Here is a 20,415-nt window from a genome sequence, read left to right as displayed (position 1 = left end):
CGCATGTGGATACCGTGCGGCCGAGGCTGCTCCGGCGCCGCTGCGCAGAATTTCGGGGGTACTTGCAGCTCAGCGCGTCGCGCCCGGCTTGTTGCGAAGGCGGCCGACGACGCCGGTCGGAAAGAAATAGACGCTGGCGATGAACAGGAGGCCGAGCCACAGGAGCCAGCGGTCGGGGTGCAGCAGGCCGGGCAGCAGCGGCAGTCCGGCGTCCGCCGCCGCGGTCGAAGCGATCCCCATCAGGGCCTGCAGATAATTCTGCGCCAGGATGAAGATCGCAGCCCCAATGATGGCGCCGTAGATCGTGCCCATGCCGCCGATCACGACCATCAGCAGGATGTCGAGCATGATCGAGAAGCTGAGCGACGTGTCGGGGCCGGCATAGCGCAGCCAGAGTGCGTTCAGCATCCCCGCGCAGGCCGCGATCATGGCTGCGATGCAGTTGGCATAGGTGAGATGAAAGACCGTGCGATAGCCGAGCGCCTCGGCGCGGAAGCGGTTCTCGCGGATCGCCTGCAGCACGCGGCCGAACGGCGAGTTGACGACGCGCAGCAGCGCCAGGATCATCAGCGCGCAGGCCGACAGCACCAGGTAATAGGTCAGGATGCGACCGTTGATCGGGAAGCCGAACCAGTCCTTGCTGATGAACACGGTGCCCGGGCGCAGGAGTTCCGGCAGCTGGAAGCTGCGGCCGTCCTCGCCGCCCGTCAGCCACGACAATTGCGATGCCAGCACCAGGAAGGCCGAGGCGACCGCGAGCGTGATCATCGCAAAGAAGATCGCCTCGACACGTAGCGAGAACAGGCCGATCGCGAGCGCCAGCAGCAAAGCGAGCGGCAGCCCGGTCGCGACGGCGACCGCGACCGAGGTCCAGTTGGGGCCGAGGCCATAGAGCGCGATCGCGACCGCGTAGGAGCCGATGCCGTAGAACATCGTATGCGCGAACGACACCGAGCCGGTATAGCCGAGCAGCAGATCGTAGGAGGCGACCAGCGCGGCAAAGATGCAGATCTTGGCGGCGACGTTGAGCGCCTTGGCGCCGGGGAAGATGAAGGGCGTCGCCAGCAGCGCCACGACGATGACGATGAGCAGAATGGACAGCGCGCGGCTGCGGGGCGGATCGCCGGACAAGATCATCATCGGCTGGTCACCGCATAGAGGCCGCGCGGCCGCCACATCAGCACGGCGACCATCAGCAGGATGTTGGAGACGAGGGCGAGCTTGGGCACCAGGAAGCCGCCATAGTTGGCGACCATCGCAACCAGGACCGCGCCGATGAAGCAGCCGGTGATCGAGCCGAGCCCGCCGATGATCACGACGATGAACACCAGCACGGTGAGCTCGTCGCCGATCGAGGCATGCACCTGCTCGCGATACAGCCCCCACATCACGCCGCCGAGGCCGGCCAGCGCCGAGCCGGTCATGAACACGCCGAGGAACAGCCGGCGGATGCGATAGCCGAGCGCCTCGACCATCTCGCGGTTTTCGACACCGGCGCGGATCAACAGGCCGATCTTGGTCCGGTTCAGCACCAGCTCGATGGCGACGAAGATCGCGAAGCCGACGAGCATGGCCAGCAGCCGGTATTTCGAGATCGCGACGTCGCCGATGATGAAAGACCCGCGCAACGCCGCGGGCAGCGGCATGGGAATGATCTGCGGACCGAACAGCGCATACAGCGTCTGCTCGGCGACGATGAGTCCGCCGGTGGTCATCAGGATCTGCTTGAGGTGCTGGCCGTAGACCGGCAGCACCAGCACGCGCTCGACCACGAGGCCGAGTGCGCCGGTCACGCCCATCGACAGCAGCGCCGCCGGAACGAGGACGGCAAGGTTGGTCAGCAGCGAGTCGGACTGGGCCCAGCCCGCCAGTGGCAGCAGCACCAGCGTCGCAACGTAGGCGCCGACGGCGATGAAGGCACCGTGGCCGAAATTGAGCACGTCCATCAGGCCGAAGACGAGCGTCAGGCCCGAGGCCATAATGAAGATCATCATGCCCATCGCGAGGCTCGCGACCGTCAGGGTCACCCAGGAGCTCGCTGACCCGACCAGCGGGATCATCAGGAGCGCCAGCACGACCGGCAGCAGCAGCGGCGCGATGTCGCGCTTCGGTTTCGGCAGTGCCTCGGTCGCAGCGATCTCGCTCATTGATGCGCCTCCAGGCTGAGGCCGAGCAGGCGCTCCTGCAACGGCACGTCGGCCGCGAGCGCGGCCATCTCGCCGCGATGGACGATGGTGCCATTGTCCATCACAAGCACCTGGTCGCCGAGCTCGCGCGCGGCGTGGAAATTCTGTTCGACGAGGAGAATGGTTGCGCCACGGCGCTTGATCTCCTTGAGGCATTCGATCAGCGACACCACGATCGCCGGCGCCAGGCCCTTGGTCGGCTCGTCGATCAGCAGCAGCTTGCGCGGCTCGACGATCGCGCGGGCGATTGACAGCATCTGCTTCTGGCCACCGGACAGGCTGCCGGCGCGCGACAGCCAGAACTTCTTCAAGGCGGGAAAGAAGCCGAAGATCCAGGCGAGCTGGGCATCGTCGAGCGGCCCATTGCGCGCCGCCAGGATCAGGTTCTCCTTGACCGTGAGGTCGGAGAACACGGCCATGCTCTCGGGCACGTAGCCGACGCCGCGCTGCGCGATGTCGGGCGTTGCCAACCTCTCGATCGGCTCGCCGGCGAGTGAGATGGTGCCGTTCCTGGCCTGCCAGAGGCCCATGATGGTGCGCAAGGTCGTGGTCTTGCCGGCGCCGTTGCGGCCGAGCAGCATCGTGGTTTGGCCCTCGGGCACCTCGAAGTCGACGCGCTGCAGGATGTGATAGCGTCCGATATAGGTCTCGACGCCCGCAAGCTTCAGTAGCGTGCTCATGCCGCGCTCCGCGGCGACACGCCAAGGTAGGCTTCCTGCACGATTGGCGAGGCGATGACCTCCGCGGGCGGACCGTCGGCGACCAGCTGTCCGTTGTGCAGCACGATGATGCGGTCGGCGAGCGAGCGCACGACGTCCATCTTGTGCTCGACCAGCAGGATGATCTTGCTCGTGTCCTGCTTGAGCCTGCCGATGAGGTCGAGCACGACCGGCACCTCGTCGATGCTCATGCCGGCGGTGGGCTCGTCGAACATGAAGACCTTCGGCTCCAGCGCCATCATCAGCGCGACTTCGAGCTTGCGCTGGTCGCCATGCGACAGCGTCGTCGCGGTGACGCTGCGGCGGCCGCCAAGCGCGACCTGGTCGAGGATCGCGTCCGCGCGCGCAATCAGGTCGCGCCGCGCCATCCAGGGGCGGAGCAGGTCATAGTGCACGCCGCTCTGCGCCTGCACAGCGAGCCGCACGTTCTCCTCGACGCTGAGATTGGGAAACAGGTTGGTGAGCTGGAACGCGCGTCCCAAGCCGGCGCGGGTGCGCAGCGGCGCCGAGAGACCGGTGATGTCGCGGCCGTCGAACAGGATGGAGCCCGAGGAGGCCGTCAGCTGGCCGGAGATCAGATTGAAATAGGTGGTCTTGCCGGCGCCGTTGGGGCCGACGATGGCGGTCAGCTCACCGGGCCTGAAGCTGCAACTGACGCTGTTGACCGCGACATGACCGCCGAAACGGATGGTGAGGTCGCGGGTTTCGAGGGTAAGGGCCATGTCGCCAGCTTGTCACTGCCAGTAAGAATGTGCCCGGCGCGAGGGCCGGGCACGCGATCCATTATCTCACCGCTTGTTGCGGATCGGCACCGCCATCTCGTCGATCTTGATCTCGCGCACCGGCTCGTTGACGGCCCAGGCAAGGTTCGGATCGACCTTGACGCGGAAGTGATACATGCTTTGCAGCGCCTGGTGATCCTCTTTCCGGAAGATCATCTTGCCCTTCGGCGTGTCGAACTCCATGCCCTCCATCGCCGCGATCAGCTTCTCGGTGTCGGTCGACTTGGCCTTGGTTACGGCGGTGACGACGGCCATCGCGGCCGAGAAGCCGCCGGCGGTGAAGAAGTCCGGCGGCGCGTTGAAGCGCTTCTGGTGCTCGGCCACCAGCCAGTCGTTCACCGGGTTCTTGGGAATGTCATAATAGTAGTAGGTGGCGCCTTCCATGCCGGGCAGACGCTTGTAGGCGGCAAGCGCCGGCAGGATGTTGCCGCCGGTCGACAGCTCTATGCCGTAGCGCTTCGGATCCATGTCCTGCAGCTTCGTCAGTGGATCGCCGGCGCTGCGGCCGAGGAGGTCGTGCCGATCGCGATGTCGGCGCCATCGTCCTGATAGGCTTCGGAGAGCGCGGCCTTCGACAGGTCGGGCTTGCCCTGGTCGTCCTTGGTGATGATGACGATCTTGCGACCGTCGATCATGTTGGTGCCCTTGGTGGCATATTCGAAGCCGAGGCGCAGGCCGGCTTCGGTCTGTTTGGCATAGGCCTCGAGCGGGCCGGTCTTGCCATAGATGAGAGCGATTTTCAGATCATCGGCCTGGGCGGCGGTCGCCAGCAGGGCGGCGGTCAATGATGAAACAATACCTTTGAGAATATGTGACGTCTTCACGAGCCTTCCTCCCAGCTACTGGCGGCTGTTGCCTGCAACTGATAGTGTGCAGGCTCGGCCTGGGTCAAGGCGCTTTCGGCGGCAGCCCGTGACGGCTCATACCTTGGGTCGAAGGGTGTCGTCCTCCAAAAGCTCAGCGCCGATAGCGGCTGCTGCGCGCATAGACCTGGCGATTTTCCTGCACCGGGCGACTGGCGAGACTGATGCGCGCTTCGCTTGCAAGCGGGGCCGCCGGCTTCAGCTCCTCCAGGAAGATCGGACGCGAGAAGTAGTAGCCCTGCGCATAGCGGATCTTGGTCGCGGCCTGCAGATAGGCGAGCTCCTCGAACGACTCGATGCCCTCCGCGATCACCGTCATGCCCAGCGCCTCGCTCAGGGATTCGATCGCACGCAGGATGCCCTGGCTGCGCGGTCGCTTATGAATGTCGGTGATGAAGGAGCGGTCGATCTTGATCTCGTCCGCCGTGATGTCGGCGAGTGCCGACAGCGACGAATAGCCGATGCCGAAATCATCGATCGAGATGCCGACGCCGATCCCGCGCAGCAGCGGCACGATCTCGTCCTGGAAATGGCTGCGGGTCACGAACGCGTCCTCGGTGACCTCGATCATGAACCGCTTGGGAAAGCCGGTCGCTGCGATCGCCCGGGCGAAGGGCTGCATGAATTCCGGATTCGACGCCTGTTTCGCCGCGACGTTGATGCTGATCGTCGCTTCCGGCCCAAACGCGTCGTTGATCAGATCGATCGACTTGATGATCTCGTCGAGCACGAGATGGGCGAGCTCGTCGATGAGACCGAGCTCGACCGCGAGGTTGATGAACGATCCGGGTGCCTGGATCACGCCTTCATTGTCGCGCAGCCGCACCAGCGCCTCGATGCCCTTGATCTCCTCGGTGCGGATGTCGACCTTGGCCTGGAACGCGCAGCAGAAGCGCTTTTCGAGGATCGCGAGCCGCAGCGACTGCTCGACCTTCATGCGCGCCAGCGCCTCGTGCTCCATCGCGCTGGAGAAGAAGGCCAGCGTGCCCTTGCCGCCGTTCTTGACGCGGTACATCGCCAGATCCGCGTTCTGGCGCAGCACGTCGTAGCTTGCGCCGTGTTCGGGAAACAGGCTCACTCCGACGGACGCGGAGGCGAACACCTCGGCGCCGTCGATGAAGAAGGGCGCGTTCAGGCGTTCCAGCATCGCGTGCAGGAATTCGGCGACCTCCTCGGCGCGCTCGATCGGATGCAGCAGCAGCAGGAACTCGTCGCCGCTGATGCGCGACAGCAGGTCCGACTCGCGCAGGTCGCGGCTGATGCGCTTGGCGAGCTCGACCAGCAGCGCATCGCCGGTGGCGTGGCCGTAATAGTCGTTGATGTACTTGAAATTGTCGAGGTCGAGAAAGGCGAGTGCGAAGCGTCCGTCGACGCGGCCGCGCCGGACCAGCAGGTCGGCGCGATGCTCGACCACGCGGCGCATCGGCAGGCCGGTCAACTCGTCGTAATAGGCGGCGCGAAACAACTGGTCCTCGAACTCCTTCTGCTCGCTGATATCGGCCGAGCTGGAGATGAGGACGGTCTGGTCGCCGATGCGAACCGGCCGATGCGCGGTCAGCAAGGTCTGCGCGCCGCGCTCGCCTGCCACTTTTTCCTCGCCGATCACCGTCCGACCCCGGCCGAGGATCTCGCGGCAGGCCGTGCGCCGGTTATGGAGATGCGGCGCTGAGAGGCCGTCGATGCTGTTGGCGGCGGCGCCGAGGTGGACGGCGGCCGTATCGTTGACCAGCAGAAAGCGACCATGCTCGTCCTGGACCGTGACGCCCGACGGCAGCTGGCTGAGGACGCTGCGCAGGAAGCGCAGCTCGGCCTCGGTCGAGCCCAGCCCCTCGTTCGGCCCGGGGGAAAAGTTGAATCGGTCGCTGCTGTACATGCGCCGATTGTGCAAAGTTCCCGCTTCATTTTAGTTAAGCGCTACGTAGAAACCCGGAACGCGCGAGCCAAGTCTCGGGAATGACGGAGCTTTGTGCCGCGGCGTCATTAACCGTTCCTGAATCGGAGCAGCGACGCGGCCGCGCGCATGCGGCGAAAGTGGTAGGCAGGAATGGCCGCCCGGCAGCCGGTTCAGCTTGGTGGCACGCGACACTGCAAGGTGCAGTGAAGGCCGGATTCGAGAAATCTGGTCTCGGTCCTGCCATCGAACGACGACAGCACGGACTTCAGCAATTTGCTTCCGAAACCGGGCTTGCCGATCGGACCGATCGGCGGACCCGCGGCCTCGTCCCAGGTCAGACGGAGGCGGTCCTCCTGCATCGTCCATGACACCTGAAGGAAGCCGCGCGGCGAGGCAAAGGCGCCGTATTTGCCGGCATTGGTCGCAAGCTCGTGAAAGATCAAAGCGAGGCTGACGGCGAGCTTGGCAGGCAGGAACAGCGGCGGGCCGTGGAGCTCGAAGCGGACATGGCCATATGGCCCGAGCTCCGAGACCAGCAGATCCTTCAGGTCGCAGCCCTGTCCGTCGGCGCGCGCGATCAGGTCGTCCGCGGTCGCGAGCGCGCGGATGCGCTGGTCGATGCGGCTCCACACCTGCGGCTGGTCGTACAGCACCTGATGCAGCACGGCGTGAATGGTGGAGGTCTTGTTCTTGAGCCGGTGGTGCAGCTCGTCGACCAGGAGCTTGCGATACTGCTCCTCCTGGGTGAGCCGCCGGGCGATCTCGCGCTGCTTGGCGGCCAGGCGCCGGTAGTGATCGACGCCCCAGATCACCAGCAGCGCCACGACCATATACATCGCCATCAGCGCGAGCCGGGCGCCATCGGCCGGACCGCCGCCAAAATCGAGCGTCAGGCCGAGCGCCGCGCCTGCGATCGCCGTCGCCAGGCCGACGCCCGATCCGCCCATCGCGGTGGCGAAGAAGACGGCCGGCAGGTAGGGCGTGAAGAACACGTCGGGCCGCAGATGCGCCATGCCGTAGCGGATCGCCGTGGCTGCGAGCAGGCACATCGCTGCAAACATGCAGCTCCATGTCAGGGAAGGCTGCTGCTCGCCGCGCCAAATCCGCTTGATGTCGTCGATGAGTCGCGTCATGGACATCCATGAGCCTCAACTGCGCAACCAAATTAAGGCCGACGTGGCGGTAATTTGTCCGGTTGATGGAGGCCGTCTTGCGTGTGCTGCAACCTGGCGCGCAGGATGATGGTTCCGCGGCGGAACTCAGGCGCTTGTTATTCCGCCGCCCAGAACGAGCACGCAGCAGCAAAGGAAGGAGCAGGGAATGGGACGGTTCGAGGGCAAGGTCGCCGTGATCACGGGTGCGACCAGCGGCATCGGCCTGCGCACGGCGGAAATCTTCGTAGCCGAGGGTGCGAAGGTCGTCGTCGCGGGCCGGCGCAGCGCCGAGGGCGAGGCGCTGGCGAGCAGGCTCGGGGCGAGCTGCGTGTTCCGGCAGACCGACGTCACGGTCGACGGGCAGATGCGGGCATTGATCGATGGCGCGGTCGAGCGCTTTGGCCGGCTCGATTGCGTGTTCAACAATGCGGGCGGTCCGGCGCAGACCGGCGGCATCGAAGGCCTCGACGCCGATCGGTTCGACCAGGCCATGGCGGTGCTGGTGCGCAGCGTCATGCTCGGCATGAAATACGCCGCGCCCCACATGAAGCGGCAAGGCTCCGGCAGCATCATCAACAACGGCTCGATCGCCGGCCGGCTCGCCGGCTTCTCCACCTCGGTGGTCTACAGCACGGCGAAGGCGGCGGTGATCCATCTGACGAAATGCGTGGCGATGGAGCTCGGCGAGTCCGGCGTGCGCGTCAACTCGATCTCGCCCGGACTGATCGCCACCGGCATCTTCGGCAAGGCGCTGGGCCTGTCGACCGAGGCGGCCGAGAAGACGCCGGAGACGATCCGCAACGCCTATGCCACGGCGCAGCCGATTCCGCGTGCCGGCCTGCCCGACGACATCGCCTACGCTGCGGTGTTTCTCGCCAGCGACGAATCGAGCTTCATCAACGGCCATGATCTCGTCATCGACGGTGCCATCACCGGCGGCCGCAACTGGAGCCAGCAGCAGCAGGGCTATCAGGCGATGCGCAAGCTGCTGGGGGATGCGGTGGAGTAGGGGACGGCGAAGTACACATTTCGTCATGCCCGGACATCCACGTCGCTCATCCGCGCATTGCAGCAGGATGAATGGCCGGGTCAAGCCCGGCCATGACGAGGAGGAAGACGAGGGGGAAAGAGTCCGCAACAAACCAAGATCCTTGGCGCCCTCGCTGCATCAATGCGCGCGGGTCACACCGCCTTCAGCATCACCTTCAGCCCGTCGCGCGGTTTCGGGATCGGCCAGACCTGCCAGTTCGGCTGATAGCCGGGGGCGAAGGAGACCTCGAGGTTGGCGAGGAAGTGCCGCGCGAAGCACTTCACCTGCATGTAGGCGAAGTGCAGGCCGAGGCACATGTGCGCGCCGCCGCCGAACGGCACCCAGGCGAAGCGGTGGCGGCCGCGCTGGGCCTCGTCGGTGAAGCGCATCGGGTCGAACCGCTCCGGCTCCGGCCAGATCTCCGGCATGTGATGGGTGTACATCGGGTTGATGCCGACGCCGGTGCCGGCGGGAATCGCGTAGCCCTTGAAGGTGAAATCCCGGATCGGACGGCGCGGCAGCGACGGCACCGGCGGCATCAGCCGCAGGGTCTCCTGGAACGCCATCTCGGTCAGCTTCATCTTCTCCAGATGCTCCGAGGTCATCGGTTCGTCCTTGGCGAGGCCGAGGCTCGTCACCTCGTCGCGCAGCTTCTGCTGCCACTGTGGATGCGCGGCGAGCTGGGCGACGAAGGAGGTCAGCGACGAGGTCAGCGTGTCGTGCGCCGCCATCATCAGGAAGCTCATGTGGTCGACGATGTCCTGCGTCGACAGCAACGCGCCGTGGTCATCGGTGGCGCGGCACAGATGCGAGAACAGATCGTCGCCATCGCCTTTCGCACGTCGCAACGGGATCTGCTCGGAGAAATAGGCGACGATGCGCTGCCGGCCCTTGACCCCGCGCGCCATCTGCGTGCCTGGCAGCGGCCTGCGGATCGGCGCCACCGAGGCCGCGACCATGTCGACGAAGGCGCGGTTGATGGCGTCGACCTCCGGCCCGATCTCGGTGCCGAGGAAGGACGTCGCGGCGAGGTCGAGCGTGAGCTGCTTGATCGCCGGATAGAACAGCATCTCGCCCGGATTTGCCTTCCACTGCGCGATGCGCGCGGCGATGCCGCGGTCGAGGCCGGCGAGATAGGACTTCATCGGCCCGGCCTTGAAGGCGACGGACAGCGCCTTGCGGTGCATGCGATGCTCGTCGAAGTCCAGCAGCATCAGGCCGCGCGGAAACAGCAGGTTGAGGATGTGGCCCCAGCCATGCGCGGACGAGAACAGCTTGGCCTGGTCGAACAGCACCAGCTCGTTGGCCTCGGGGCCGAGCAGCACGACGTTGACCTCGCCGAACATGTGGGTGCGGTAGACGGGGCCATACTTCCTGGCGTTGCGCTCGACGTGACCCTTGGGGTCGGCGAGGGTCTCGAACGTCTTGCCGATGATCGGCCAGCCTTCGTCGCCGGGGATATGGGTCAGTGAGTTGCGCCGCGGCGAGGTCAGGCGGAACGATGGCGTGGCCACACTTTGCATCGACATCAAGGAGGCTCCGTTTTCGAGGCGGCGGGGCGCGGCGACGCGCCGGCACATCATTGAAGGGCGGTTGCAGCCATCATGCAATACGCTGCGTTATTTCGTCTCGGTGTAGTTGTGCTGCATCGCACGCGTTGGCGATCTCGCGACGCGCTTCATGCGTCCGAGTCCTGCTGGACTTGCTGCCCCCCAAGCAGAGGGCACGGGGAATGCCGGGCGCTGGCCGCACCCATGGCCCGCCTGCAGAAAAAAATGCAGGCGGCAGGTACCACAGGTTCAGCCGAGGCATCCCGGCATTCCCCGCGCGATGGTTTTCACGGCTGCTTCGCGTTCTCCCCGGTGCGCCGGGCTTTTTGGCCACCGTTGCCTGCGCGACGCGTGAGCGCCGCTGCAAGCGTAACACCAGCATCGGGGTGCCAGGACCACGCGACTTGACCGTGCGCATCGCCGCCGTTCGTCCGCGCGGGATAACCACGCTGCGACATCGACACGCCCACCGCATCCCGCCTCAACGTTCGTGACGACCCGCGAAGCGCCCCTCTTAATCGAGACGGGACTGCGTTAAGGTATGCTTGATTCGGAAAAACGAAAGCAGAATATTTTTGCGCGCAGGACTGGACAGGGATGATGTGATTGAGGTGTTTCGTGAAATGAGTTTTTCGGCGCGCACCGCTTCATGGTGATGAGCCTGTGATCGACAGGCCGGCGCGGTGCGGTTTCGCCTTCTCAAAGGCGCTTTGCTGGAAGCGATTTGCCCGTCGGCCCCGACGGTCGCCAATACGTCCTGCTGTCGCTCGCCGGTGATGCCGCGATTTCGGCGGTCAATCCGCGCAGGGTCAGCGGATCATCTTTCGAGGCGGGCAAGCCTCGCCGCAGGCAGAAGCCGCCACGCGTTCCGACCTGGAGCCAAGTCCATCAGCCGCCCGATTTGTTGATCTTCTTCACCTTGGCGTCGGTTGCCTCGATCGAGGCCGCCAGCTCCAGGATCGCCTTCGCCAGGAGGTCGGCGGCCTCCTTGGGGTCCTGCGAACGTTCGGCGCGCAGCGCGTAGTTCTTGGCTGAGGAGAGCGACATTTGCGACCTTTCTCGCGGAAAAACCTGCCGGGTCGAGACGGCGGGCTGCCTGGCGCATCCTACGCGCGAGCGGTCCCCCGCAGACCGTGCGCGATTGGCGGCGAACATGGCAGGCCGGGGTTAAGAAAATCCTCGTGACGCCCGATCGCCGATGCGTCCTCGGCTGCGCGCGTAGCCGCGTCGCGCACGCGTCCGTTCGTCCCAAGGCGGCTATTTTCAAAGTGCGACGCCATGACGGTAGGCGAGTTTCGCGTGGCCATATATCCGTGTGCCCCGCCGCGTCACCTCAAGGGCGATCTGATCGCGGTCGATTCGGGTCATCAAGACGCCGAGGCAGTCATATCTCGCCGCTCCAATGTCGCGGCTGGTTTCGACGTGCAGCTGTAGGCGAGCCGGGTCTGGGCCGAAGTTGCGCACGATCGCGTCGTCGCCATAGAATCGCTTGATCGTGTCCTTGATGAAAATGATTTCATCAGCAGACACGGGGGCGGGCGGCCGTGGAAAGCATTGAGGTTTGGCAGCAGGCATGCCGCTCAAAGTAGCGCCCGGGCAGTCTGGAGCCAAGCCTCGCCGGCCCTATGGTTTGACGGTGCTCACGCTCATCGGCGAGCGCATGACAGTGCGCGTCAGGACCAGCCGCGCCTCAGAACTTGTAGGCGAGGCCGATCGTCGCCGTATGAGTTCGCGTCGTCACGTGCGCGGTGAAGCGGTCGTCGAACCCGACCCCGACGCCGCCGGCGACGAAGAAGGGCTGAGTCCAGGTGCCGAAATCGGCGTAGCGGTAGTCGGCCCGCACCAGCCAGCGGCCGCCGATCATGTGCTCGATGCCGCCGCCGACGGTCCATCCGACCCGGGTCGAGGCGTAGGTCTCATCGTGCGGACTGCCGAAGCAGAACGGGTTGCCGGGAACGATGGTGCAACTGGCGTTCAGCTCGAGGCGCTGCCACGCCACGCCGCCGCTGCCATAGACCAGCGTAGAGGGCGCGACCAGATAACCCAGACGGGCGCGCACGCTGCCGTCCCAGGTTTCCTTCACCGAGCCGGACGGCAGGCCGACCAGCGGCGTGCCGAAGAACAGCCCGGCCGTGCCCGGCAGCGCACTCGCCCGCTTGGTGTTGTCGGCCCAGCCAAAGTCGCCCTCGACGCCAGCCACCCATGACGGAGCGAACTGCCAGTTCACGCCGAGATAGCCGCCGATCCTGGCCGCCACACTGTCCATCGCCCCGCCGGTGCCTGCCGTCGGCACGAACACGCCGGCACCGAAGTTCGGGGAGATGTCGCTGGTCCGCCAATCATTGTCCGCCCAGCGGGCACCGACCGACACGCCGGCATAGACGCCGGTCCACGACGGCGCGGCGACGACCGGCGGTGCCTTCACCGGCAGGTCGGCCGCCTTCGCTGCTCCCGCCAGCGCGATGCTCGCGAACGCGAACGCAATCGCCGCTACTCCAGATCTCGTCATGCTTTGCCCTAGCGCGCGACGTCGATTCGACATGGTTGCGGCACCATCGCCGGTTGCATCGAACGCGGCAATTGCATCGCGATCGGCTGAGCCAAAAAGTTCGCGGTGTTGCTGGTGAGATACGTCGACTTGGGCGAAGCGACGTTGGACGGTCCACCCCGCCCGAGGTCGGCCCCCGCGTGCTCTTGACCCGTAAATCCACGGAGCCAAATGTTTACCACCCGGCCATCGGCCTCATCTAGCAACGGCCAGACCTGACGTCTGGTCAGCAGACAACGAGGGCAAGGGCATGAGCAATCAGTTGCTGGTGATCGAGGATGCCGAGGTGCATCTGTCGATCCTGCGCAAGATCGCCGCGCAGTGCGGCTACGAGGCGACCTGCGTGACCTCGGTCGGGGCTGCGGCGGAGGTGCTGCGCCAGCGGACCTTCGACTGCATCACCCTGGATCTGTCGCTCGGCGATCGCTGCGGCGCCGATATCCTGCTGCTGCTCAACGAGCTGAAATCGCGCACGCCGGTGATCTTCATCAGCGGCGCCGAGGACGCCACGCGCGAGGAGCACGTCCGGCTCGCGACCGTGCTCGGGCTCGTCGTCTATCCGCAATTCCAGAAGCCCGTCGACCTGCCGGCGCTCCGCGAGACACTGAAGCAGATCGCGACCATCGCCGACTGCGAGAGGCTGGTCGCGGCGGTGAGGTGAGGGCCATGGGTAGGGCGGATTAGCGCAGCGTAATCCGCCGTCAGGGTACGGCGTAGCGACCTGCCCACTTGGCATATACCATGCTCGATCGTGATACCGACGACGACCTGATGAAGTCTCTCGTGAGGGTCGGCGGATTACGCTGCGCTAATCCGCCCTACGCACCGTCGTTGATTCACCCTCGCTGCTTCGCCGCGGCCTGCTGCAGGTCCGGCGCATTCACCGCGGGAATCGCGACGCGGCCGGGTCCCGTCTGCGACAGCGCCGCGGCGGCCTTGTCGTTGTCCATGATCTTGGCCATCACGGCCTGGCCGGCGCGCTCGAAGATGGCGCGGTTCTCGATGACGAATTTCTGCGAGCGGCGCAGCCCGTCGATGTAGCCGTTGATCTCCGGCACGACGTAGCGCGCGACCATGTCCCAGCTGCGGCGCGTGTTCTCCGGATTGGCCCAGTCGTGCACGAAGCCGATGATGGCGCCGACACCGCCGGACACCTGCATCAGGTTCTTGATCGTCTTGACGAGGTCGTCGGGCGTGCCGATCGTCGACGCCGCGCCGTCGACGAAGGCGGTCTTGTCGACGGCTTCATCGGGCGAAGAGAACGGCTTCAGGCCCGGCCGCATCAGGGTGCCCACGGTATACTCGTTGTGCCAGCGCATCAGCCCAGGGCCGGCCTCGCGGCGCGCCTGCTCGCGCGTCTCGGCGATGTGCCAGGACAACAGCACGCGCCAGTTCGCGCGGCTCACGCTCGTGCCGTGCTTCTTCGCAGCATCCTCGGCGAACTCCCATTGCTGCGGCAGCGCCATCAGGCCCTGCGTCGACATCGAGCCGAGCGAGATGATGCCGATGCCGTATTTGCCCGCGAGCGTCATGCCGGACGGCGAGATCTGCGACGCCACGACGAACGGCATCTCCTCCTGCAAGGGGAGGATCTGCAGCGCTGCGTCATTCATCGTGAACCAGTCGCTCTTGGCGGTGACGCGTTCGCCGTTGAACAGGCGACGGATGATCGCGATCGCCTCGTCCTGACGGTCGCGCTGCGTCATCGGATCGATGCCGAGCGTGTGGGCATCGGAGGCGAGCGCGCCCGGGCCCGAGCCGAAGATGGCGCGGCCGCCGGTCATGTGATCGAGCTGCACCATCCGCTGCGCGACGTTGTAGGGATGATGATAGGGCAGCGAGATGACGCCGGTGCCGAGTCTGATGCGCTTGGTGCGCTCGCCGGCTGCGGCGAGAAACATCTCGGGCGAGGCAATCATTTCCCAGCCGCTGGAATGATGCTCGCCGCACCAGAACTCGTCATAGCCGAGCTCGTCGAGCTGAGAAACCAGATCGAGGTCGCGGCGGAATTGCAGCATCGGATGCTCGCCGATCGGATGATGCGGAGCGAGGAAAGCGCCAAATTTGAGCCGCGCCATGTGTGTTTTCTCCCAAGCGGAATTCGTTGTTGCTTGCCGATCAGGCTAGTTGGCGCCTCGGTGTGAGGCAATCATCTTGCCGCGCACGGCGACCGGTGCATGGCTGCCATTTGTTTGTTTACTGATCGCCGATCGGTGCTCACACTTCATTCGCGCGGAGCGATTCGCCATGTGATGATGCCGTCGAGCGCGTGGTGCGGGTCTTGCTGGTTGCGGCGCGCCTCGCTCTCACGTTCGCGGCGATTGACGTGCTCCGCGGTTCGCGTTTCGGTGATTGCTGCGTGAAGTGCCGCCTCGGCGTGGCATTTAGATCGCAGCAAGAACGAAATTCGCAATCAAATTGCTGAGGTCCGCAGTCTCGCGGGCTTTTTCTTTTGCGCTGCAGCAACCATCTGGGTGATGGTGGATTGTCTACCCGCTGACGTGAATACGTGAATGCCTAAGGAGCTTGCCGTTGTCCCTCGCTGAAAATGTTGAGTACTTGCGAAGGCTGCGCGAGCTGAACAGCATCACCGGATTTGCCGATTTTCATCGTCAGCCGCGTCGCGCCCCGGAGACTCCACTGATCGAGATCGAGCATTTCGGCACCAATCCTGGGCGCCTGAAGATGTTCGCCCATGTGCCGGCGCAGCGTCAGCCGCTGGCGCCGCTGGTCGTCGTGCTGCATGGCTGCGGGCAGGGCGCCGCCGAGTACGATCTCGGCGCCGGCTGGTCGACGCTCGCCAAGCATTTCGGCTTCGCGCTGCTGTTGCCGGAGCAGCAGCGGGTCAACAATCCGCAGCGCTGCTTCAACTGGTTTCAGTCGGAGGACATCACGCGCGACCAGGGCGAGGTCGCCTCGATCCGTGAGATGATCGCGCGCATGGTGGCGGACTATGCCATCGATCCCAGGCGCATCTACGTCACCGGCCTGTCGGCGGGCGGCGCGATGACCATGGCGCTGCTCTCCGCGCATCCCGAATTGTTCGCTGCCGGCGCCGTCATCGCCGGGCTGCCGTTCGGCACCGCGCGCAGCATGCGCGACGCGATCCTGCAGATGCGGATGCCGCCGGCGCGCCCCGCCGGCGAGCTCGGCGATCTCGTTCGCCGTGCCTCGAACCACCGCGGCAAGTGGCCGAAGCTGTCGGTGTGGCACGGCACAGCGGACTACACGGTGCATCCCGACAATGCGGGCGAGATCGTCAAGCAGTGGCTGGACCTGCACCATCTGCCGTTGGCGCCAATGGCCGCAGCCGAGGTGAACGGCTATCCGCATGAGCAATGGTGGAATGCCGACGGCGAGACCGTCGTGGAATCGTTCACGATTTCCAACATGGCGCATGGCACGCCGATCGGGCTCGCGGCCAACGACAAGCGCTATGGCAAGGCCGGACCGTTCCTGCTCGAGGCCGGCATTTCCTCGTCCTATCACATCGCGAAATTCTTCGGCGTCACCGATTGGATTCGTCCGCTCAAGGCGGCCACGACGTCGCCGAGCACGAAGCTGATCCCGCAGGTGTCGCCGATCTCGGCGGTGCCGGCCTTGACCAAGATCTTGCGACGCGCGGCGGACGCCCCATCCCCCGCTGCGGAGCCGGTCGACGTCAAGCCAGCCGAGATCAAAGTGGTCGAGCCCCGAATGTCGCCGACCGGCATGTTGCTCTCTGCACCGGCATCCGCTGCGGTCCCGCAGCCCAAGGTCGCGCCCGAGGCGCCGGCATCCGAGTCGCGGAAGGCGGCCAAGCCCAAGCCGGACCAGAAGCCGGAGTCCAAGCCCGTGGCGGTCTCCAAGCCCCCAGAGCCGAAACGGCTGGAGTCGTCGACCGGCGAATCTTCGATCAACGGCAGTGGCGCGACCGCCAAGCCGCGGCGCCGGACCATCAACGTCGCCGCCGTGATCGACCGTGCCCTGCAAGCGGCCGGCCTGAAGTAGACGCGCCGCCGCCGTTCATGGCTCGCGCGCGAGGGACGTGCGGGTCAGACGTTCCCCGTCAGGAACGGGTTCGTCATCCGCTCCTGGCCGAAGCTCGATCCGGCGCCATGGCCGCAGATGAAGCCGACGTCGTCGCCGAGCGGCAGCAGCTTGTCCTTGATCGAGCGGATCAGCGTGTCGTGGCTGCCGCCGGGCAGGTCGGTGCGGCCGACCGAGCCGTTGAACAAGACGTCGCCGACATGGGCGAAGCGCATTTCCTTGTTGAAGAACACGACACTGCCCGGCGAATGGCCGGGGCAGTGCAGGATGTCGAAGACGAGCTCGCCGATCTCGACCGTATCGCCTTCCTCGAGCCAGCGGTCGGGCGTCACGTCGCGCACGCCCGTGATGCCGAAGCGCGCGCCGCTGGTGACGACGTTGTCGAGCAGGAATTTGTCGGCGACATGCGGCCCCTCGATCGGCACCTTCAGCTGATCGCGCAGATCGGCCGCGCCGCCGACGTGATCGATATGGCCATGCGTCAGCCAGATCTTCTCCACGGTGACATTGGCCTGCGCGATCGCCGCCTGGATGTTCGGCACGTCGCCGCCGGGATCGATCACGATCGCCTTCTTCGTCGCCTCGCACCACAGGATGGTGCAGTTCTGCTCGAACGGCGTCACGGGCACGATCATCGCGCCGGCCTTCGCCCTGGTCTGGTTCTGCTCGGTCATGGCGCCAGCATGCCGATTTTTCGCAATGCGCCAAGTGAAAAACACCCTGCGGGCGGCGGCTCGACGTCCCGGCCAGGGCGACCAAGGCGGGGCTTGTGAACCTGCCGCCGGTTCCTGCGTTGGGCCGCACGTTGCGAGCAGAAAGCGGTCGACATGGCGGAGCAGGGCGCCTGGTGGCGCGAGGGGATTTTCTACCAGATCTATCCGCGCTCGTTCCAGGACAGCGACGGCGACGGGGTCGGCGACCTCACCGGCATCATCCATCGCCTGCCCTATCTCTTGACGCTCGGTGTCGATGCGATCTGGCTGTCGCCGATCTTCACCTCGCCGATGGCCGATTTCGGCTACGACATCGCCGACTACACCGGCATCGATCCGCTGTTCGGGACGATGGAGGATTTCGACGCGCTGGTGAAGGCCGCGCATGACGGCGGCCTCAAGCTCATTCTCGATCTCGTGCCGAACCACACCTCCGATCAGCATCCCTGGTTCCTGCAGGCGTGCCGCTCGCGCGACGACCCGCACCGCGACTGGTACATCTGGCGCGATCCGGCCGCCGATGGCGGGCCGCCGAACAACTGGCTGTCCGAGTTCGGCGGCAGCGCCTGGCAGTTCGCGTCCCAGACCGGGCAGTACTACTATCACGCCTTCCTGGCGGAGCAGCCGGACCTGAACTGGCGCAATCCGCAGGTGCGGGCGGCGATCTATGACGTCATGCGGTTCTGGCTGCGCAAGGGCGTCGACGGCTTTCGCGTGGACGTGATCTGGCACCTCATCAAGGACGCCGAGTTTCGCGACAACCCGGCCAATCCCGACTATCACGGCGGAAGGCCGCCGCATGAGCAGATCCTGTCGCGCTACTCCGCCGACCAACCGGAAGTGCATGAGGTCGTCGCCGAGATGCGGCAGGTGATCGACGAATTCGACGACCGCGTGCTGATCGGCGAGATCTACCTGCCGCTGGAGCGGCTGATGACCTATTACGGCAAGGATCTCGGCGGCGCGCATCTGCCGTTCAATTTCGCGCTGCTGTCCGCGCCCTGGCATGCGCGCGAGATCGAGAGGATCATCGCCGACTACGAAGCCGCGCTGCCACCGGGCGCCTGGCCCAACTGGGTGCTCGGCAACCACGACCGGCCCCGGGTGGCGAGCCGTGTCGGACCCGAGCAGGCGCGGGTAGCGGCGATGCTGCTGCTGACCTTGCGCGGCACGCCGACGCTGTATTACGGCGACGAGATCGGGATGCATCAGGTCGCCATCAGCCCGGAGCAGGTGCGCGATCCCTTCGAGAAGAACGTGCCCGGCATCGGCGTCGGCCGCGACGGCTGCCGCACCCCGATGCAATGGAGCGCGCTGCCGCAGGCCGGCTTCAGCCAAGCCGCGCCGTGGCTGCCGGTTGCCGATGACTACATGCATGAGAATGTCGTCAATCTGACCGCCGACCGGCGCTCGATCCTCAATCTCACCCGTGCGCTCATTCGTCTGCGGAAGCAGCACCGCGTGCTCGTCACCGGGTCCTATCGGTCGGTCGCGGCGCAAGGCGATCTCCTGCTCTACCGCCGCGAAGACGACGGCGAGGTGCTGACCATCGCGCTCAATCTCGGCGGCGAGCCGGTTTCCATCGCGACCGAAGCAGGCGGCCTTACCGGCGAGATCCTGCTCTCGACCTGGCTCGACCGCGGCGGCGAGCGCATCGACGGCACGCTGGATCTGCGCGGCAATGAGGGCGTGGTCGTCGGCAGGAGGACGTAGCCACTTCTCCGGCGAGGGGGCGGCGCGTCGCAATCGATGTCGTTGAGGCCCGATCGCAGGGCTTCGCTGGACGCCTTCAGCCGTATTGCTCGGGTCTTCCGTGCCGCCGTGTCCCCGGAATTGTTGAGGTTCCCACCGAACGGCGCCATATTGCGCGACAGATGCCGGGGAATCTTCGGCCTTCAAGGAGATGACGTGTACTGGTCTCCGAAACCGGTACTTCGCGGGAGTTCGAACTGATGAATACGCCGCCGCCGACGACGTCTGACAGTCTCACCGCGGCCGTGACCACGATCAATACGCCGCTGCCGGTCCGCATTGGCGAGGCGACGTTGCTGGCCTGCCTCAAAGCCGAGAAACTGGAGCCGAAATGGCGTGTCCACGTGCAGGCGTTCTTTGACGAAATTGATGCCTCTGTGATCCATCATCTCGTCCTCGACAAGGCTGTGACGTTCGAAGAACTATCGAAGGCGATCGACACTTGGCAGGTTGTGGGGTCCGAAAATGAGAGATGGGTCAGGGAAATGGCGGCCTTCGAGGTGGCAAGACCTCATGCAGAAGGCGCTGCTGTCCCTCGATAGCCTGGAGGGCGGCCCTGGGGCGTGGACGTTCGGGGGCGGCACGGCCCTGGCGCAGAGCTTCGATCATCGCATCAGCTACGACGTCGACATCTTTCTGGATTCGAGCACGGCCCTGAAGCGGCTCGCGCCGAACATGAATCCTGTCACGAAGGCCCTTTGCGATACGTGGCAATGGCCGGGCAAATATCTGAAGCTGATTCTCCGGGACGTAGGTGAGATCGATTTCTTGAATGCGCCCACCTTTACGGATCATCCGACGTATCCGTTGAGCTTCGGCGGCCGGATTATACCGGCGGAGCGACCGGCAGAGATTGCGACGAAAAAGTTGATCTATCGTGCATCGACCTACACGGCGCGCGACACGTTCGACCTTGCCGCGGTCTATCTCTATGATCGACCGGCGCTCGGCGAGATCGCGCAATCTCCGGCAATGACCCGCGATGTCGTATCGGCCGCACACAATCGTTTAAGTCTGGCAAGATATCAGTTCCAGGCGGAAATGCGAGACCTCATCAATTTGACGGCTCGCGGAGAGAAGTTCGTCGACACCTCCTGCGAAATGGCGTTGGAGGCGTTGGTCGAAATTCAGCGCCTCGTTCACGAACGAGATGCGCAGCCGAGCGGCTGAAGCCGTTCTCCTTGAAGACGCCCGT

At 65.3% G+C, this 20,415-nt stretch carries 18 protein-coding genes and 1 pseudogene; 6 read left to right on the top strand and 13 right to left on the bottom strand.

Translation table 11 applies throughout. From position 1 onward, the window contains the following. Positions 1-69: 69 nt before the first annotated feature. The 7 genes and pseudogenes from QX041_RS19505 to QX041_RS19475 form a co-directional block, all read right to left on the bottom strand. Positions 70-1,140 (bottom strand): branched-chain amino acid ABC transporter permease, encoded by a 1,071-nt coding sequence (locus QX041_RS19505; RefSeq protein ID WP_316166304.1) that lies wholly within the window; start codon positions 1,138-1,140, stop codon positions 70-72. Continuing rightward, positions 1,137-2,147: a branched-chain amino acid ABC transporter permease gene (locus QX041_RS19500; protein ID WP_315715114.1), complete on the bottom strand. Its 1,011-nt coding sequence runs from the start codon at positions 2,145-2,147 to the stop codon at positions 1,137-1,139. The genes QX041_RS19505 and QX041_RS19500 overlap by 4 nt, the downstream gene beginning before the upstream one ends. Then, positions 2,144-2,866 (bottom strand): ABC transporter ATP-binding protein, encoded by a 723-nt coding sequence (locus QX041_RS19495; protein WP_315715115.1) that lies wholly within the window; start codon positions 2,864-2,866, stop codon positions 2,144-2,146. Before QX041_RS19495 ends, QX041_RS19500 begins: the two co-directional genes overlap by 4 nt. Beyond that, a complete protein-coding gene (locus QX041_RS19490; RefSeq protein ID WP_316166303.1) occupies positions 2,863-3,627 on the bottom strand; it encodes an ABC transporter ATP-binding protein in 765 nt (254 codons plus the stop codon). The genes QX041_RS19495 and QX041_RS19490 overlap by 4 nt, the downstream gene beginning before the upstream one ends. A gap of 66 nt (positions 3,628-3,693) precedes the next feature. After that, positions 3,694-4,511, bottom strand: a pseudogene (locus QX041_RS19485) (ABC transporter substrate-binding protein). 133 nt (positions 4,512-4,644) lie between these two features. Further along, positions 4,645-6,423 carry a putative bifunctional diguanylate cyclase/phosphodiesterase gene (locus QX041_RS19480; RefSeq protein WP_316166302.1) on the bottom strand — a complete coding sequence of 593 codons (1,779 nt, stop codon included), beginning with the start codon at positions 6,421-6,423 and terminating at the stop codon, positions 4,645-4,647. A gap of 191 nt (positions 6,424-6,614) precedes the next feature. Beyond that, the gene (locus tag QX041_RS19475; protein WP_316166301.1) at positions 6,615-7,583 is read right to left on the bottom strand and encodes a sensor histidine kinase; all 969 of its coding nucleotides are present in this window, start codon (positions 7,581-7,583) and stop codon (positions 6,615-6,617) included. Positions 7,584-7,764: 181 nt separating this feature from the next. Between QX041_RS19475 and QX041_RS19470 the strand changes: the two genes are divergently transcribed. Continuing rightward, complete coding sequence (locus QX041_RS19470) at positions 7,765-8,607, top strand: glucose 1-dehydrogenase (RefSeq protein ID WP_316166300.1); 843 nt, start codon at positions 7,765-7,767, stop codon at positions 8,605-8,607. A gap of 173 nt (positions 8,608-8,780) precedes the next feature. Here QX041_RS19470 and QX041_RS19465 read toward each other — a convergent pair whose 3' ends face one another. From QX041_RS19465 to QX041_RS19450, 4 genes are all read right to left on the bottom strand, one after another. Further along, positions 8,781-10,157, bottom strand: coding sequence for a cytochrome P450 (locus QX041_RS19465; RefSeq protein ID WP_316166299.1), 1,377 nt, complete (start codon positions 10,155-10,157; stop codon positions 8,781-8,783). Positions 10,158-11,066: 909 nt separating this feature from the next. Then, on the bottom strand, positions 11,067-11,225 hold the full coding sequence (locus tag QX041_RS19460) for a hypothetical protein (RefSeq protein WP_213737209.1): 159 nt from the start codon (positions 11,223-11,225) through the stop codon (positions 11,067-11,069). Between the two features lie 216 nt (positions 11,226-11,441). Continuing rightward, entirely contained in the window at positions 11,442-11,753 is a 312-nt protein-coding gene (locus tag QX041_RS19455) for a hypothetical protein (RefSeq protein ID WP_315715122.1), read from the bottom strand. A 115-nt stretch (positions 11,754-11,868) separates the two neighbouring features. Then, complete coding sequence (locus QX041_RS19450; protein WP_316166298.1) at positions 11,869-12,687, bottom strand: outer membrane protein; 819 nt, start codon at positions 12,685-12,687, stop codon at positions 11,869-11,871. A 289-nt stretch (positions 12,688-12,976) separates the two neighbouring features. Between QX041_RS19450 and QX041_RS19445 the strand changes: the two genes are divergently transcribed. After that, positions 12,977-13,387, top strand: a complete 411-nt coding sequence (locus tag QX041_RS19445) for a response regulator (protein WP_315825568.1) — start codon at positions 12,977-12,979, stop codon at positions 13,385-13,387. A gap of 175 nt (positions 13,388-13,562) precedes the next feature. Here the strand turns inward: QX041_RS19445 and QX041_RS19440 are convergent, their stop codons facing one another. Beyond that, positions 13,563-14,804 carry an LLM class flavin-dependent oxidoreductase gene (locus QX041_RS19440; RefSeq protein WP_316166297.1) on the bottom strand — a complete coding sequence of 414 codons (1,242 nt, stop codon included), beginning with the start codon at positions 14,802-14,804 and terminating at the stop codon, positions 13,563-13,565. 454 nt (positions 14,805-15,258) lie between these two features. Here QX041_RS19440 and QX041_RS19435 point away from each other — a divergent pair, with 454 nt between their 5' ends. Then, the gene (locus tag QX041_RS19435) at positions 15,259-16,716 is read left to right on the top strand and encodes a PHB depolymerase family esterase (RefSeq protein WP_315751890.1); all 1,458 of its coding nucleotides are present in this window, start codon (positions 15,259-15,261) and stop codon (positions 16,714-16,716) included. Between the two features lie 44 nt (positions 16,717-16,760). Here QX041_RS19435 and QX041_RS19430 read toward each other — a convergent pair whose 3' ends face one another. Continuing rightward, positions 16,761-17,429, bottom strand: a complete 669-nt coding sequence (locus QX041_RS19430) for an MBL fold metallo-hydrolase (RefSeq protein WP_316166296.1) — start codon at positions 17,427-17,429, stop codon at positions 16,761-16,763. A gap of 153 nt (positions 17,430-17,582) precedes the next feature. On the opposite strand from QX041_RS19430, the gene QX041_RS19425 reads away from it, so the two are divergent. The 3 genes from QX041_RS19425 to QX041_RS19415 all read left to right on the top strand — a co-directional run bounded on the left by QX041_RS19425 (position 17,583) and on the right by QX041_RS19415 (position 20,390). Further along, positions 17,583-19,181, top strand: a complete 1,599-nt coding sequence (locus QX041_RS19425; RefSeq protein ID WP_316166295.1) for an alpha-amylase family glycosyl hydrolase — start codon at positions 17,583-17,585, stop codon at positions 19,179-19,181. A gap of 239 nt (positions 19,182-19,420) precedes the next feature. Continuing rightward, positions 19,421-19,762: a hypothetical protein gene (locus tag QX041_RS19420; protein ID WP_315825563.1), complete on the top strand. Its 342-nt coding sequence runs from the start codon at positions 19,421-19,423 to the stop codon at positions 19,760-19,762. Beyond that, the gene (locus QX041_RS19415) at positions 19,734-20,390 is read left to right on the top strand and encodes a nucleotidyl transferase AbiEii/AbiGii toxin family protein (RefSeq protein ID WP_315715130.1); all 657 of its coding nucleotides are present in this window, start codon (positions 19,734-19,736) and stop codon (positions 20,388-20,390) included. Before QX041_RS19420 ends, QX041_RS19415 begins: the two co-directional genes overlap by 29 nt. The last annotated feature ends 25 nt before the right edge of the window (positions 20,391-20,415 follow it).

It is taken from the genome of Bradyrhizobium sp. SZCCHNRI2009 (genome assembly GCF_032485115.1).
GTDB lineage: Bacteria > Pseudomonadota > Alphaproteobacteria > Rhizobiales > Xanthobacteraceae > Bradyrhizobium.
The sequence above is the reverse complement of the archived record's forward strand: the minus strand, read 5'-3'. Positions and strand labels throughout refer to the sequence as shown.

Bases quoted from the DNA above. Each gene is read 5' to 3' on its own strand.
- QX041_RS19420 (WP_315825563.1), top strand. From the start codon at position 19,421: ATGAATACGCCGCCGCCGACGACGTCTGACAGTCTCACCGCGGCCGTG.
- QX041_RS19450 (WP_316166298.1), bottom strand. From the start codon at position 12,687: ATGACGAGATCTGGAGTAGCGGCGATTGCGTTCGCGTTCGCGAGCATC.
- QX041_RS19470 (WP_316166300.1), top strand. From the start codon at position 7,765: ATGGGACGGTTCGAGGGCAAGGTCGCCGTGATCACGGGTGCGACCAGC.
- QX041_RS19460 (WP_213737209.1), bottom strand. From the start codon at position 11,225: ATGTCGCTCTCCTCAGCCAAGAACTACGCGCTGCGCGCCGAACGTTCG.
- QX041_RS19425 (WP_316166295.1), top strand. From the start codon at position 17,583: ATGGCGGAGCAGGGCGCCTGGTGGCGCGAGGGGATTTTCTACCAGATC.
- QX041_RS19500 (WP_315715114.1), bottom strand. From the start codon at position 2,147: ATGAGCGAGATCGCTGCGACCGAGGCACTGCCGAAACCGAAGCGCGAC.
- QX041_RS19430 (WP_316166296.1), bottom strand. From the start codon at position 17,429: ATGACCGAGCAGAACCAGACCAGGGCGAAGGCCGGCGCGATGATCGTG.
- QX041_RS19505 (WP_316166304.1), bottom strand. From the start codon at position 1,140: ATGATGATCTTGTCCGGCGATCCGCCCCGCAGCCGCGCGCTGTCCATT.
- QX041_RS19495 (WP_315715115.1), bottom strand. From the start codon at position 2,866: ATGAGCACGCTACTGAAGCTTGCGGGCGTCGAGACCTATATCGGACGC.
- QX041_RS19455 (WP_315715122.1), bottom strand. From the start codon at position 11,753: ATGCCTGCTGCCAAACCTCAATGCTTTCCACGGCCGCCCGCCCCCGTG.
- QX041_RS19465 (WP_316166299.1), bottom strand. From the start codon at position 10,157: ATGTCGATGCAAAGTGTGGCCACGCCATCGTTCCGCCTGACCTCGCCG.
- QX041_RS19445 (WP_315825568.1), top strand. From the start codon at position 12,977: ATGAGCAATCAGTTGCTGGTGATCGAGGATGCCGAGGTGCATCTGTCG.
- QX041_RS19475 (WP_316166301.1), bottom strand. From the start codon at position 7,583: ATGTCCATGACGCGACTCATCGACGACATCAAGCGGATTTGGCGCGGC.
- QX041_RS19480 (WP_316166302.1), bottom strand. From the start codon at position 6,423: ATGTACAGCAGCGACCGATTCAACTTTTCCCCCGGGCCGAACGAGGGG.
- QX041_RS19440 (WP_316166297.1), bottom strand. From the start codon at position 14,804: ATGGCGCGGCTCAAATTTGGCGCTTTCCTCGCTCCGCATCATCCGATC.
- QX041_RS19415 (WP_315715130.1), top strand. From the start codon at position 19,734: ATGCAGAAGGCGCTGCTGTCCCTCGATAGCCTGGAGGGCGGCCCTGGG.
- QX041_RS19490 (WP_316166303.1), bottom strand. From the start codon at position 3,627: ATGGCCCTTACCCTCGAAACCCGCGACCTCACCATCCGTTTCGGCGGT.